Consider the following 13,140-nt stretch of genomic DNA (forward strand, 5'->3'; position numbering starts at 1 on the left):
GTGCCGGCCCGTGTCCTCACCGGCCGGTCCGCCTAGGGCTGAGGGGACACGCCACGAGCTCCGTCGCCATCGCGGTGGGAGGAGTCTTCGGCCTCCTCGACTGCTCGCGCCGGTCGTCGTCAGCCGGTGCGAGGTCGCCGGTCCCAGCGAGGCGTTCATCGTCACCGGGCGGCGCGGCAAGAAGGCACCCATCCGGAGACCGGGCGGGTGCCCACGGTCCACAGCGGCCGGAAGGCCGTGGTCGGCGGCGGCGTGTTCGTCGTGCCGTTCGTGCAGTGGAGGCGCATCCTCGACCTCTGCTCGCGGCACGTCCCCCTCGCGGTGCGCGGCGCGGTCACCCTGCGGGGCGTGAAGGCCGACCTGGGGGCGTCGCCCTCGCAGGGTCGCCGAGCAGGCGCGGCTGACCGAACATGGACCCCCGAGGGCCACATCACCCAGCGCTGAGACCTTCCTCACAGAGCGCACATCCCGAGAGCTGCTCAAGCAAGATCCACACACGAACACGGAGGCGACCACCGACGACCCAGGCCCAGGCCCAGAGACGGACATCACACCGCACAACAGAAGCGGGCGGCATCGCCATCGCGATGCCGCCCGTTCCGTCGGTGCAACCAGAGCACTTTCGTCGGTGCTCCGTGGTGCGCGAGGGGGGAGTTGAACCCCCACGCCCTTGCGGGCACTGGAACCTGAATCCAGCGCGTCTGCCTATTCCGCCACCCGCGCATTGGGTGTGTCCTGGGCGTCTGCCCCTTGGGGCGGGCGCCTTCCGACACCCAGAACATTAGCACGCTGGAAGGGGTGGGTTCACATCCCTTGTCCCCGCAGGCAGACCCCCGGCGGAACCTTCGATGTCCCCGCCACGTATCAGGCGTACCGGTCCACGTATCAACCTCGTACCGGTACCCGCCGTCTCCGCAGGAGGGGGCCCGGGTCCACAGTCGGGTGCGGGACACTGGTCCACGACCGCCTCTACGATCCATGTCAGGCATACGCGAGGCGGTCACGCGCAGCAGAACCACCGGAGGAGTTCGAAGACGAGCTCCACAGGGAACTTCGTCCTGCGTCGACACCCGTCGGCGGAGCTGACAGGGGGAACCAGCCGATCGAGCGGCGCGTGGATACGATCAGTAAGCAGTACCAGGCAAGTGGCCCGCAGGGCAGTACACAGGACGGCAGCGACGGAGGAGGTGCCCCATGGGAGTCCTGAAGAAGTTCGAGCAGCGTCTCGAAGGTCTGGTCAACGGCACCTTCGCCAAGGTGTTCAAGTCCGAGGTCCAGCCCGTGGAGATCGCTGGAGCTCTCCAGCGTGAGTGCGACAACAACGCCACCATCTGGAACCGCGACCGGACGGTCGTTCCCAACGACTTCATCGTCGAGCTGAGCACCCCGGACTTCGAGCGGCTCAGCCCCTACTCGGGCCAGCTCGGCGACGAGCTGGCCGGCATGGTCCGCGACTACGCCAAGCAGCAGCGCTACACCTTCATGGGCCCGATCAAGGTGCACCTGGAGAAGGCGGACGACCTCGACACCGGCCTGTACCGGGTGCGCAGCCGTACGCTCGCCTCCTCCAGCAGCCAGCAGGGCGGCCCGGGGGGCGGCGCCGCGCCGGGCGGACGCCCCGGCGGCTACGGCTACCCGCCGTCCGCCGCGCCCGGCGGCGCCCCGCCCATGCCTGCCTCGCCGCCCCCCGGCGGCCGCCCCGGCGGGTACGGCTACCCGCCCGCCTCGAGCGCCCAGCGGCCCCCGGCCGCCCCGGCCGCCCCGGCCGCCGGCGGACGCACCCGCCACTGGATCGAGATCAACGGCACCCGCCATCAGATCTCCCGCGCCACGCTGGTGCTGGGCCGCAGCACCGACGCCGACGTGCGGATCGACGACCCCGGCGTCTCCCGCCGGCACTGCGAGATCCGGACCGGAACGCCCTCGACGATCCAGGATCTCGGATCCACCAACGGCATCGTGGTGGACGGGCAGCACACCACCCGCGCTACGCTCCGCGACGGCTCGCGGATCGTCGTGGGCAGCACCACCATCATTTACCGGCAAGCCGAAGGGTGAAGCGGGGGCAATGTCAGAGCTGACCCTCACGGTCATGCGGCTGGGTTTCCTGGCCGTACTGTGGCTGTTCGTGATCGTGGCCGTGCAGGTCATCCGCAGCGATCTGTTCGGTACGCGCGTCACCCAGCGCGGATCGCGCCGCGAGGCAGGCCGGCAGCAGCAGGCCGCCCGCCAGGCGCCGCCACCCCAGCGCCAGCAGCCCACCGGCGGCCGGCGCGGCCGTAACGCCCCCACCAAGCTGGTCGTGACCGAGGGCACCCTCACGGGCACCACGGTCGCGCTCCAGGGCCAGACCATCACCCTGGGCCGGGCGCACGACTCGACGATCGTGCTGGACGACGACTACGCCTCCAGCCGCCATGCCAGGATCTACCCGGACCGCGACGGCCAGTGGATCGTCGAGGACCTCGGGTCCACCAACGGCACGTACCTGGACCGGTCCCGGCTGACGACTCCCACACCGATTGCGCTGGGCGCGCCGATCCGCATCGGCAAGACCGTCATCGAGCTGCGGAAGTAGTGCTACATCATGGATAGGCGCGAGCGGAGCGAGCACGCAGCGGCGGGCCTCACCCCGGCCCCCGGCGCGCTCCCGACCGGAGGGTGGGCAGTGTGGCTCGACACGACCGGCTGTACCCGGAGCCGACAGGCGAGGTGCGCATGAGTCTGTCACTGCGCTTCGCGGCCGGATCGCACAAGGGCATGATCCGGGAGGGCAACGAGGACTCCGGATACGCCGGCCCGCGCCTGCTCGCCATCGCCGACGGCATGGGCGGCGCCGCGGCCGGTGAGGTCGCCTCCTCCGAGGCCATCTCCACCATCGTCGCGCTCGACGACGACGTCCCCGGCTCCGACCTCCTCACCTCGCTCGGCACGGCGGTGCAGCGCGCCAACGACCAGTTGCGCTCGATGGTCGAGGACGACCCCCAGCTGGAGGGCATGGGGACCACCCTCACCGCCCTGCTGTGGACGGGCCAGCGCCTCGGCCTGGTCCACGTCGGCGACTCGCGCGCCTACCTGCTCCGCGACGGCGTCCTCACGCAGATCACCCAGGACCACACCTGGGTGCAGCGCCTGGTCGACGAGGGCCGCATCACCGAGGAGGAGGCCACCACGCACCCGCAGCGCTCGCTGCTGATGCGCGCCCTCGGATCCGGCGACCACGTCGAGCCCGACCTGTCCATCCGCGAGGTCCGCGCCGGCGACCGCTACCTGATCTGCTCCGACGGCCTGTCGGGCGTGGTGTCCCACCAGACCCTGGAGGACACCCTCGCCAGCTACCAGGGCCCCCAGGAGACCGTCCAGAACCTGATCCAGCTGGCGCTGCGCGGCGGCGGCCCGGACAACATCACGGTCATCATCGCCGACGTCCTCGACCTGGACACCGGCGACACCCTCGCGGGTCAGCTGTCCGACACCCCGGTGGTGGTCGGCGCCGTCGCGGAGAACCAGCACCAGCTGCACGACAACGGCATCATGCAGACCCCCGCCGGCCGCGCCTCCGGGCTCGGCCGTCAGGGGCGCGGCCAGGGCGGGGGCGGCGAGTTCGGCCCGCCCGGCTCCGGCGACACCACGGGCTACATCCCGGCGGGCGGCTTCGACTACGGCGACGACGACTTCGCCAAGCCCCGCAAGAAGGGCCGGTGGCTGAAGAGATCCCTCTACATCGTCCTCGCGCTGGCCGTCATCGGCGGCGGTCTGTACGGCGGATACCGCTGGACGCAGACCCAGTACTACGTCGGCGCCGAGGACGAGCACGTCGCGCTGTACCGGGGCATCAGCCAGGACCTGGCCTGGGTCTCGCTCTCGAAGGTCGAGAAGGACCACCCCGAGATCGAACTCAAGTACCTGCCGCCCTACCAGCGGAAGCTGGTCGAGGCGACGATCCCCGAGGGCGGTCTGAAGGACGCCCAGGCGAAGATCCAGGAACTGTCGGTGCAGGCCTCCGCGTGCAAGAAGCAGGCGCAGCGGCGCGAAGCCGAGAGCCAGAACAACTCCAAGACCGGCGAAGGCGAGGCCGGGGGCACCACGGGAACCACTCCCGCCTCCTTCACGTCCAAGGCCACACCGACGCCGAACCCGTCCAACCCGTCGGGTTCACCCTCGGCGCCGGAGAAGTCCACGCCCCCGACCACGACCGCACCCACTCCCAGCCCCGGCCCCAGCCTCTCGGAGGAAGAGCAGAAGGTCGTCTCGCTGTGCGGTAAGCAGTAGCCGTGAGAGGCCCTGTCACACGATGAGCGGTACGAATACGTCGCACTCGCCGACGCACCACACGTCCACGATCGGCGCCATCGGCGCGCCGAGCCGGCGCAACACCGAGCTCGCGCTGCTGTTGTTCGCCGTAGTCATCCCGGTGTTCGCCTACGCCAACGTCGGCCTGGCCCTGCACGACTCGGTGCCTCCGGGCCTGCTGAGCTACGGACTCGGGCTCGGGCTGCTCGCGGGTGTCGGCCATCTCGTCGTCCGGAAGTTCGCGCCGTACGCCGACCCCCTGATGCTGCCGCTGGCCACCCTGCTGAACGGGCTCGGTCTGGTGGCCATCTGGCGGCTGGACCAGTCGGAGAAGCTCCAGGCGAGCAGAACCTTCGTCGAAGCGGCACCGCGCCAGCTGCTGTACTCGGCGATGGGCGTCGCCCTGCTGGTGGTGGTGCTGATCTTCCTCAAGGACCACCGGGTCCTCCAGCGCTACACCTACATCTCCATGGCCGCGGCCCTGCTCCTGCTCGTGATGCCGCTGATCCCCGGCCTCAGCGCCCCGACCTACGGCGCCAAGATCTGGATCAAGATCCCCGGCCTCGGCACCCTCCAGCCCGGCGAGTTCGCGAAGATCGCCCTCGCGGTGTTCTTCGCCGGCTACCTCATGGTCAAGAGGGACGCCCTGGCCCTGGCCAGCCGTCGCTTCATGGGCCTGTACCTGCCGCGCGGCCGCGACCTCGGACCGATCCTCGTCGTCTGGGTGATGTCGATCCTCATCCTGGTCTTCGAGACCGACCTCGGTACATCCCTGCTGTTCTTCGGGATGTTCGTCATCATGCTGTACGTCGCCACCGAGCGAACCAGCTGGATCGTCTTCGGTCTGCTGATGTCCGCGGTCGGCGCCGTCGGCGTGGCGAGTTTCGAGCCGCACATCCAGACGCGTGTGCAGGCCTGGCTCGATCCCATGCGTGAGTTCGAGCTCAGCCGGGCCGGCGTCCAGGACGGCGTCGTCCACTCCGAGCAGGCCATGCAGGCCCTGTGGGCCTTCGGTTCCGGCGGCACCCTCGGTACCGGCCTCGGGCAGGGGAACTCCGACCTCATCGGCTTCGCCGCCAACTCCGACTTCATCCTCGCCACCTTCGGCGAGGAGCTGGGCCTCGCCGGCGTCATGGCGATCCTGCTGCTCTACGGCCTGATCATCGAGCGCGGTGTGCGCACCGCGCTCGCGGCCCGCGACCCGTTCGGCAAGCTGCTGGCCATCGGCCTGTCCGGCGCCTTCGGCCTCCAGGTCTTCGTCGTGGCCGGCGGTGTCATGGGCCTCATCCCGCTGACCGGTATGACGCTGCCGTTCGTGGCCTACGGCGGTTCCTCCGTGATCGCCAACTGGGCCCTGATCGGCATCCTGCTGAGAATCAGCGACACGGCCCGCCGCCCGGCCCCCGCTCCCGCCGCCAACCCCGACGCCGAGATGACCCAGGTGGTCCGCCCGTCATGAACAAGCCCCTGCGCCGGATCGCGATCTTCTGCGGCCTGCTGGTCCTGGCCCTGCTGATCCGCGACAACTGGATCCAGTACGTCATGGCCGACGAGCTCAGGACCGACAAGAACAACCGTCGCGTCACCATCGAGCGCTACGCCTCCCCGCGCGGCGACATCATCGTCGGCGGAAAGCCGATCACCGGCTCCGCCGAGACGCCGGGCAGCGACTACAAGTTCAAGCGGACCTACAAGAACGGCCCCATGTGGGCGCCGGTCACCGGCTACGCCTCCCAGGCCTTCGGCGCGACCCAGCTGGAGTCCATCGAGGACGGCATCCTCACCGGCAACGACGACCGGCTGTTCTTCCGCAACACCCTGGACATGCTCACCGGCGAGAAGCAGCAGGGCGGCAACGTCGTCACGACGCTGAACGCCGACGCGCAGAAGGCCGCCTACAACGGGCTGAAGAAGCAGGGCGGCAAGGGCGCCGTCGTCGCCCTGGAGCCGTCCACGGGCAAGATCCTGGCCCTGGCCTCCTACCCGTCGTACGACCCGTCGTCCTTCGCCGGCAACTCCACGACGACGGACACCGAGGCCTGGCAGAAGCTGCAGAAGAAGAACAACCCGAACGACCCGATGCTCAACCGGGCGCTGCGCGAGACCTACCCGCCCGGCTCCACCTTCAAGGTGGTCACCGCGGCCGCGGCCCTGGAGGACGGGCTCTACTCGAGCGCCGACGAGAAGACCGACTCGCCGGACCCCTGGGTCATGACCGGCACCACCACCAAGCTGCCCAACGAGGGCAACATCCCCTGCAAGAACGCGACGCTGCGCGTGGCCCTGCAGTACTCCTGCAACACCGTCTTCGGCAAGATCGGCGCCGACCTCGGCAACGAGAAGATGCTGAAGGAGGCCGAGGAGTTCGGCTTCGGCGAAGAGCAGTTCACGCCGGTCCGGGCCAACGCCTCGGTGTTCTCCGACAACATGAACCCCTCGCAGACGGCACTGTCCTCCATCGGCCAGTTCAACACCGCCGCGACCCCGCTGCAGATGGCCATGGTCGCCTCGGCCGTCGCCAACGACGGCAAGCTGATGAAGCCGTACATGGTCGACGAGCTCCAGTCGTCCGGTGTCGACCCGATCGAGAAGACCGACCCCGAGGAGCTGAGCCGGCCGCTGTCGGCGGAGAACGCGCAGATCCTGCAGTCGATGATGGAGACGGTCGTCGACAAGGGCACCGGGTCCAACGCCAGGATCGAGGGTGTCAAGGTGGGCGGCAAGACCGGTACGGCCCAGCACGGTGTGGACAACAGCGAGAACCCCTACGCGTGGTTCATCTCCTACGCCAAGGACGCCGACGACAGCTCGCCGGTCGCGGTGGCGGTCGTCGTCGAGGACGACAACGCCGTCCGTGACGACATCTCCGGCGGCGGTCTCGCGGCGCCGATCGCGAGGAGCGTGATGGAGGCGGTCATCGACAGCAAGAAGTGACCCCGCTCACGTCTGCTTCACATCGGTGCACGTTGCGATACCGGTCCTGTATCGGCTGACGGGCTTGGCCAGGTCACACAAAGCGAGCCGGGTACGGTAGGCCCGGACGGCAGCCTCGACCGTACAAGCGTGCCGGTCGGGACCGACGGAGAGGGCTGGTAGGTAGCTATGGAAGAGCCGCGTCGCCTCGGCGGCCGGTACGAACTGGGCCAGGTGCTCGGGCGTGGTGGCATGGCGGAGGTCTACCTCGCGCATGACACCCGCCTCGGACGCACCGTGGCGGTGAAGACGCTGCGCGCGGATCTCGCGCGCGACCCTTCCTTCCAGGCCCGGTTCCGCCGGGAGGCCCAGTCGGCCGCCTCGCTCAACCATCCCGCGATCGTCGCGGTCTACGACACGGGCGAGGACTACATCGACAACGTGTCGATCCCGTACATCGTCATGGAGTACGTGGACGGCTCGACCCTGCGGGAACTGCTGCACTCCGGCCGCAAGCTGCTGCCGGAGCGGTCCATGGAGATGACCATCGGCATCCTCCAGGCCCTGGAGTACTCCCACCGCGCCGGGATCGTCCACCGCGACATCAAGCCGGCGAACGTCATGCTGACGCGCAACGGCCAGGTCAAGGTCATGGACTTCGGCATCGCCCGCGCCATGGGTGACTCCGGCATGACGATGACGCAGACCTCCGCGGTCATCGGCACCGCCCAGTACCTCTCGCCGGAGCAGGCGAAGGGCGAGCAGGTCGACGCCCGGTCCGACCTGTACTCCACCGGCTGTCTGCTCTACGAACTGCTGACCGTGCGTCCGCCGTTCGTCGGCGACTCCCCGGTGGCCGTGGCCTACCAGCACGTCCGCGAGGAGCCGCAGGCGCCGAGCGTCTTCGACCCCGAGATCACGCCCGAGACGGACGCGATCGTGCTGAAGGCCCTCGTCAAGGACCCGGACTACCGCTACCAGTCGGCCGACGAGATGCGCGCCGACATCGAGGCCTGCCTCGACGGCCAGCCGGTCGCCGCCACAGCCGCGATGGGCGCGGCGGGTTACGGCGGCTACCCCGACGACCAGCCGACGACGGCCCTGCGCTCGGACTCCGGCGCCGGCGCCACGTCCATGCTGCCCCCGATGAACCCGGACGACGGCGGCTACGGCTACGACGACCGCCCCGACCGGCGCCGCGGGCAGCAGCGCAAGTCCAGCACCTCCACGATCCTGCTGGTGGTCGCGGGCATCCTCGTCCTGGTCGGGGCCATCCTGATCGGCCGGTGGGCGTTCAGCGGCGACAGCGCGGCCGACGACCCGGCCACCGTCCCCAATCTCGTCGGCCAGACGCTGGATGACGCCAAACGGCTGGCCGAGAACAGCGACCTGAAGCTGAGCACCACGGAGAAGCCCTGCGAGAGCCAGCGCAAGGGCAACATCTGCGAGCAGAACCCGGACTTCAAGACCGAGGTCAAGAGGTACTCCACCATCGAGGTCGTGGTGTCGACGGGCGCGCCGAAGGTGACGGTTCCCAGCGTCACCGGCCTGAGTGTCGACGAGGCGAAGGAAAAGCTGGCGGGCGACAAGTACGAGTTCAAGATCGAGACGAAGACCCGGACGTCTCCCGAGGCACCGGGCACCGTGCTCGATCAGGACCCGACCACGGGCGAAGAGGTGGAGAAGGGTTCGACGATCACCCTGACCGTCGCCAAGGCCGAGGAGAAGGCCACCGTGCCGGACGTCATCGGCCAGACCTGTGACGCGGCGAAGTCCCAGCTCGAGGACAACGACCTGACCGGTCAGTGCTCCGAGCAGGAGACCGACGACCCCAACCAGGTGGGCAAGGTCATCTCCACCACGCCGTCGGCCAATCAGCAGGTCGACAAGAACTCGTCGGTGCAGATCGTCGTCGGCAAGGCGAAGCAGCAGCAGAAGGTGAAGGTGCCGGAGGTCCGGCTGCGGACGCTGGCCCAGGCCAAGCAGATCCTGCAGCAGAACGGGTTCACCAACCTCCAGGTGGCCGGCTCGCAGGACGACAACGCCGTGGTCGTCCAGCAGGATCCGCAGCCGGGTACCGAGGTCGACAACCCGGGCGGCCAGGCCATCACCCTGACCACCCAGGGCGGCGGCGGCAACAACAACGGCGGTGGCGGTGACAACGGCGGTGGCGGCATCTTCGGAGGGGCCATCGGCCGCGGCGAGGACGACTGACCGCGCTTCGTGACGCAGGGCGCCCCGGCACTCCGAGAGTGCCGGGGCGCCCTGCTGTCCGCGTCGGGAGGGCGTGACCGCCACCACGCTCGCTTCCCGCCGTCTCCGTCGGGTGACCGGTAGCGCGAACCGCGAAGGGGGGCCTCCCGAGTGTCCCTCGGGAGGCCCCCCTTTTCGGTTCAGCCGAGCGCCGGGCGAATCGCCCGCCGGGTCAGCCCAGTTCCTTCGGCGGCGTCCGGTCCGCGTCCACCTTCTCCACTCGCTCCAGCTCGCCCCACACGATGTACCGGTACGTGCTGGTGTACACCGGCGTGCAGGTCGTCAGCGTGATGTAGCGGCCGGGCTTCTTCCTGCCGGACTCCTTCGGCACCGGCGAGAGGACCTTGACGTTGTACTTCGAGGTCTCGGGAAGGATGGCGTAGGTCTTGTAGACGTACCACTTGTCCTTCGTCTCGAAGACGATCGGGTCGCCCTTCTCGATCTTGTCGATGTTGTGGAACGCGGCGCCGTGGCCGTCCCGGTGGGCGGCGAGGGAGAAGTTGCCGTCCTTGCCCGACATCGGCAGGGTCGCCTTGACGGGATCGGTGTAGTAGCCGGCGACACCGTCGTTGAGGATCTTGTTCGACGTGCCCTTCTCGACCAGGACCTCGCCCTTGCTCATCGCGGGCACGTGCAGGAAACCGATGCCGTTCTTGGTGTCCAGCGCTCCGGGGCCGCCGCGGTCGTGGGCCCAGCCGTCACGGACCTTGTCGGCCTGCTTGCCGGCCGCGCGGTCGGCGATCACGTTCGTCCACCACAGCGAGTAGACGACGAACAGGCCGAGGACCAGCCCCGCCGTGATGAGGAGTTCCCCGCAGAAGCTGACCGCCATGGCGATCGGGCCGGGCCCGCGGCGCGCCGCAGGCGGCCGGGACGCCCCGCCGGTGTGTTTCTCGTGGTCCGTGTCGGTGGTCGCTGCCACTGGTCATCTGCCCTTAACTGACGAGCGCATCCGGCTTGCCCTTGCTGCGCGGCCGTTCCTCGACCATCTTGCCCCAGACGATCATCCGGTACTTGCTGGTGAACTCCGGCGTGCACGTGGTCAGCGTGATGTAGCGGCCGGGCTTGGTGAATCCGGATCCCGTGGGCACGGGATTCAGGACGCTCGTGTTGCTCGGCGGCGTCACCGGCAGGATCGACGCCATCTTGTAGACGAAGTACTCGTCCTGCGTCTCCACGACGATCGGATCGCCCGGAGCGAGCTTGTTGATGTAACGGAACGGTTCTCCGTGGGTGTTGCGGTGGCCCGCGAGCCCGAAGTTACCGGTCTTGTCCCCGGGCATCGCCGTCTTCAGCGCGCCCTCGGCGTAGTGGCCGACCATGCCCCGGTCCAGCACGCCCTTGCTGTTGGTGCCCTCGGCGATCGGGACCACCACGTCCAGTTTGGGGATGTGCAGGATCGCGAAACCCTGGCCCGGCTCGAAGGCTCCCGGGCTGCGCTTGCCGCTCGCCCAGTCGTTCTGGAGGCTGCTGGCCTCCTGGCCGGCCTGGGCATGCGCCCGCACGTTCGTCCACCACAGCTGGTAGGTGACGAACAGCAGCATCAGCACACCGGCGGTGATGAAGACCTCTCCTATCGCCCGGCTCGCGACGACCGCGGCGCCCGGCTTGCGCGCCCGCGCCTGGCGCCGCGCCTCCACCCGCGACAGCGGCGCCGATGACCGGCTCCCCGTGCCGGAGTCGCCGTGGGTGTCGCTGCCGGTGCCGCTGGCGTAGTGGGCGTCCGGCGGGGCGTCCGAGGCGCCGCCACGACGCCCGTGACGGCGTTTGGCGGCCTTTCTACGGGCCGCGCGGCCTTCCGGGGCGGATCCGTCCTGCCGGGAGGCCGAGGAAGCCGCAGAGCCGGCTGGGGCGGCGCCGCTCCCCGGCGGGGGATCCGGTATCCGCAGCGCCACCGTCTCCTCGTCGACCGGCGGCAGATACCGCTCGTCCGAAGCGGGCTCGTACGCCGCGTAAGGCTCCGGCTGCGGCGGACCCGGCTGCGGCTGCCCGCCCGGCCCCGCCGGATACGGCTGCGGCTGCGGGGTCGCGCCGTACGCCCCTGCGCCCGGCCACTCCTCGAACGCCCCCGGCACCCCGTACGACTGCTGCCCGTACGAGGTGTCGGACTCGCGCTCGGGGCGCAGCGCGGTCACGCCGTGGCCCTGCCCACCACCGGGGCGAGCCCGGCCGACCTCGCCACCGCGCCCTGGTCGCCGCACTCCACCAGCCAGTTGGCCAGCATCCGGTGCCCGTGTTCGGTCAGCACCGACTCGGGGTGGAACTGCACACCCTCGACCGGCAGTTCGCGGTGCCTCAGTCCCATCACGATGCCGTCGTGCGTACGGGCCGTGACCTCCAGCTCGGCGGGGACCGTCGCCGGCTCGGCGGCCAGCGAGTGGTAGCGCGTCGCCGTGAAGGGAGAGGGCAGGCCCGAGAAGACGCCCCCACCGCCGTGCTCGACCAGCGAGGTCTTGCCGTGCAGCAGCTCGGGCGCGCGGTCCACCACACCGCCGTACGCCACCTGCATCGACTGCATGCCGAGACAGACACCGAAGACCGGGACACCCGTGTCGGCACAGTGCCGGACCATGTCGACGCACACCCCGGCCTGCTCCGGCGTGCCGGGGCCCGGGGAGAGCAGAACGCCGTCGAAGCCGTCCTGGGCGTGCGCCGTCGACACCTCGTCGTTGCGCAGGACCTCACACTCGGCGCCCAGCTGATACAGGTACTGGACCAGGTTGAAGACGAAGCTGTCGTAGTTGTCGACGACGAGAATGCGCGCGCTCACTGGTTGTCCACCGTCACATCGTTGAAGGGCAGCAGCGGCTCCGCCCACGGGAAGACGTACTGGAAGAGGACGTAGACCACGGCCACGACCAGGACGAGTGAGATCACTGCCCTCACCCACGTGTTCCCCGGCAGATGCCGCCAGATCCAGCCGTACATGCCGTCCCTTCCGTCGTACCACGGCACCAGACCCACGCCGTACAGCCACCAGACTAACGGCGCAGCGCCGCTGGTTTCCCGGCCTCCACGGGCTGGGTGGAGTCCAGGTGCGCCCAGACGATCAGCCGATGGCTGTGCCCCCATTCCGGTTCGCACGTGGTCAGCGTCAGATACCGTCCCGGACGCGTGTACCCGGATGTACGTGGGACAGGGTCGATCACCTCGATGTTCGAGGGCACTGTTTTGTACGGGCCTTTGTCGATTCGATACGTGAACCAGGTCGTGCCGTCGGTCAGCACCACCGCGTCACCGCGCCTGAGCTGGGGGAAGTCCTTGAAGGGGTCGCCATGGGTGCGGCGGTGACCGGCGACCGCGAAGTTCCCCTTCTGCCCGAGCCGGGCGGTCTCGGCGTAGTGGCCCAGTCCCTTCTTCAGGGTCCCGACGGCGGTGCCTTCGAGCACGGGCTTGTTCCACGTGAAACCGAGCCGCGGGATGTACATGATCGCGAAGGGCCTGCCCTCGGCGTACGGCGCCGGCTCGGGAGGGCCCGCCGGGACGTCGCCGACCGGCGTCCGGGGCTTCGACCACTCCTTGCGGAGCAGCTCGATCTGGTCGTCCATGACGCCGTCGGCCCGCACACCGGTCCAGAAGAGCACGTAGACGACGAACAGCACGATCACACTGCCGGCGGTGATGCAGAGTTCGCTGACGGTCCTGATGATCACGCGCACCGGCGGCTCCCCGGCCTCGCCT

The 13,140-nt window shown here is 69.4% G+C and carries 11 protein-coding genes, 1 tRNA gene and 1 pseudogene; 7 read left to right on the forward strand and 6 right to left on the reverse strand.

The features are described 5' to 3' along the window. Positions 1 to 74: 74 nt before the first annotated feature. Positions 75 to 363, forward strand: a pseudogene (locus ABTX62_RS01045) (flotillin family protein); the annotation flags it as partial. Between the two features lie 273 nt (positions 364 to 636). Here the strand turns inward: ABTX62_RS01045 and ABTX62_RS01050 are convergent. After that, positions 637 to 723, reverse strand: a tRNA-Leu gene (locus ABTX62_RS01050). A gap of 471 nt (positions 724 to 1,194) precedes the next feature. On the opposite strand from ABTX62_RS01050, the gene ABTX62_RS01055 reads away from it, so the two are divergent. The 6 genes from ABTX62_RS01055 to pknB all read left to right on the forward strand — a co-directional run bounded on the left by ABTX62_RS01055 (position 1,195) and on the right by pknB (position 9,420). Next, on the forward strand, positions 1,195 to 2,058 hold the full coding sequence (locus ABTX62_RS01055; RefSeq protein WP_352114209.1) for an FHA domain-containing protein: 864 nt from the start codon (positions 1,195 to 1,197) through the stop codon (positions 2,056 to 2,058). Between the two features lie 10 nt (positions 2,059 to 2,068). Next, the gene (locus ABTX62_RS01060; RefSeq protein WP_283968366.1) at positions 2,069 to 2,578 is read left to right on the forward strand and encodes an FHA domain-containing protein FhaB/FipA; all 510 of its coding nucleotides are present in this window, start codon (positions 2,069 to 2,071) and stop codon (positions 2,576 to 2,578) included. A gap of 140 nt (positions 2,579 to 2,718) precedes the next feature. Continuing rightward, positions 2,719 to 4,272 carry a Stp1/IreP family PP2C-type Ser/Thr phosphatase gene (locus ABTX62_RS01065; protein ID WP_352114210.1) on the forward strand — a complete coding sequence of 518 codons (1,554 nt, stop codon included), beginning with the start codon at positions 2,719 to 2,721 and terminating at the stop codon, positions 4,270 to 4,272. A gap of 22 nt (positions 4,273 to 4,294) precedes the next feature. Continuing rightward, positions 4,295 to 5,752: an FtsW/RodA/SpoVE family cell cycle protein gene (locus ABTX62_RS01070; protein ID WP_352114211.1), complete on the forward strand. Its 1,458-nt coding sequence runs from the start codon at positions 4,295 to 4,297 to the stop codon at positions 5,750 to 5,752. Further along, the gene (locus ABTX62_RS01075; RefSeq protein ID WP_352114212.1) at positions 5,749 to 7,227 is read left to right on the forward strand and encodes a peptidoglycan D,D-transpeptidase FtsI family protein; all 1,479 of its coding nucleotides are present in this window, start codon (positions 5,749 to 5,751) and stop codon (positions 7,225 to 7,227) included. The genes ABTX62_RS01070 and ABTX62_RS01075 overlap by 4 nt, the downstream gene beginning before the upstream one ends. A 168-nt stretch (positions 7,228 to 7,395) precedes the next feature. Further along, positions 7,396 to 9,420: a Stk1 family PASTA domain-containing Ser/Thr kinase gene (gene pknB, locus ABTX62_RS01080; protein ID WP_352114213.1), complete on the forward strand. Its 2,025-nt coding sequence runs from the start codon at positions 7,396 to 7,398 to the stop codon at positions 9,418 to 9,420. 211 nt (positions 9,421 to 9,631) lie between these two features. On the opposite strand, the gene ABTX62_RS01085 is transcribed toward pknB, so the two are convergent. The 5 genes from ABTX62_RS01085 to ABTX62_RS01105 are packed head-to-tail and all read right to left on the reverse strand — an operon-like array spanning position 9,632 to position 13,118. Continuing rightward, a complete protein-coding gene (locus ABTX62_RS01085) occupies positions 9,632 to 10,381 on the reverse strand; it encodes a class E sortase (protein WP_352114214.1) in 750 nt (249 codons plus the stop codon). A 13-nt stretch (positions 10,382 to 10,394) separates the two neighbouring features. Continuing rightward, positions 10,395 to 11,594, reverse strand: coding sequence for a class E sortase (locus tag ABTX62_RS01090; RefSeq protein WP_352114215.1), 1,200 nt, complete (start codon positions 11,592 to 11,594; stop codon positions 10,395 to 10,397). Beyond that, complete coding sequence (locus ABTX62_RS01095; protein WP_352114216.1) at positions 11,591 to 12,229, reverse strand: aminodeoxychorismate/anthranilate synthase component II; 639 nt, start codon at positions 12,227 to 12,229, stop codon at positions 11,591 to 11,593. Before ABTX62_RS01095 ends, ABTX62_RS01090 begins: the two co-directional genes overlap by 4 nt. After that, a complete protein-coding gene (locus ABTX62_RS01100; RefSeq protein WP_175430195.1) occupies positions 12,226 to 12,423 on the reverse strand; it encodes a hypothetical protein in 198 nt (65 codons plus the stop codon). The genes ABTX62_RS01095 and ABTX62_RS01100 overlap by 4 nt, the downstream gene beginning before the upstream one ends. Before the next feature lie 17 nt (positions 12,424 to 12,440). After that, complete coding sequence (locus ABTX62_RS01105) at positions 12,441 to 13,118, reverse strand: class E sortase (RefSeq protein WP_352114217.1); 678 nt, start codon at positions 13,116 to 13,118, stop codon at positions 12,441 to 12,443. Positions 13,119 to 13,140: the final 22 nt, after the last annotated feature.

The sequence above is a fragment of the Streptomyces sp. NPDC096046 genome (genome assembly GCF_040303285.1).
Lineage (GTDB): Bacteria > Actinomycetota > Actinomycetes > Streptomycetales > Streptomycetaceae > Streptomyces.

Excerpts from the sequence above, each read along its gene's own strand:
- ABTX62_RS01055 (WP_352114209.1), top strand. The coding sequence starts at position 1,195 with ATGGGAGTCCTGAAGAAGTTCGAGCAGCGTCTCGAAGGTCTGGTCAAC.
- ABTX62_RS01065 (WP_352114210.1), top strand. The coding sequence starts at position 2,719 with ATGAGTCTGTCACTGCGCTTCGCGGCCGGATCGCACAAGGGCATGATC.
- ABTX62_RS01070 (WP_352114211.1), top strand. The coding sequence starts at position 4,295 with ATGAGCGGTACGAATACGTCGCACTCGCCGACGCACCACACGTCCACG.
- ABTX62_RS01060 (WP_283968366.1), top strand. The coding sequence starts at position 2,069 with ATGTCAGAGCTGACCCTCACGGTCATGCGGCTGGGTTTCCTGGCCGTA.
- ABTX62_RS01075 (WP_352114212.1), top strand. The coding sequence starts at position 5,749 with ATGAACAAGCCCCTGCGCCGGATCGCGATCTTCTGCGGCCTGCTGGTC.
- pknB (WP_352114213.1), top strand. The coding sequence starts at position 7,396 with ATGGAAGAGCCGCGTCGCCTCGGCGGCCGGTACGAACTGGGCCAGGTG.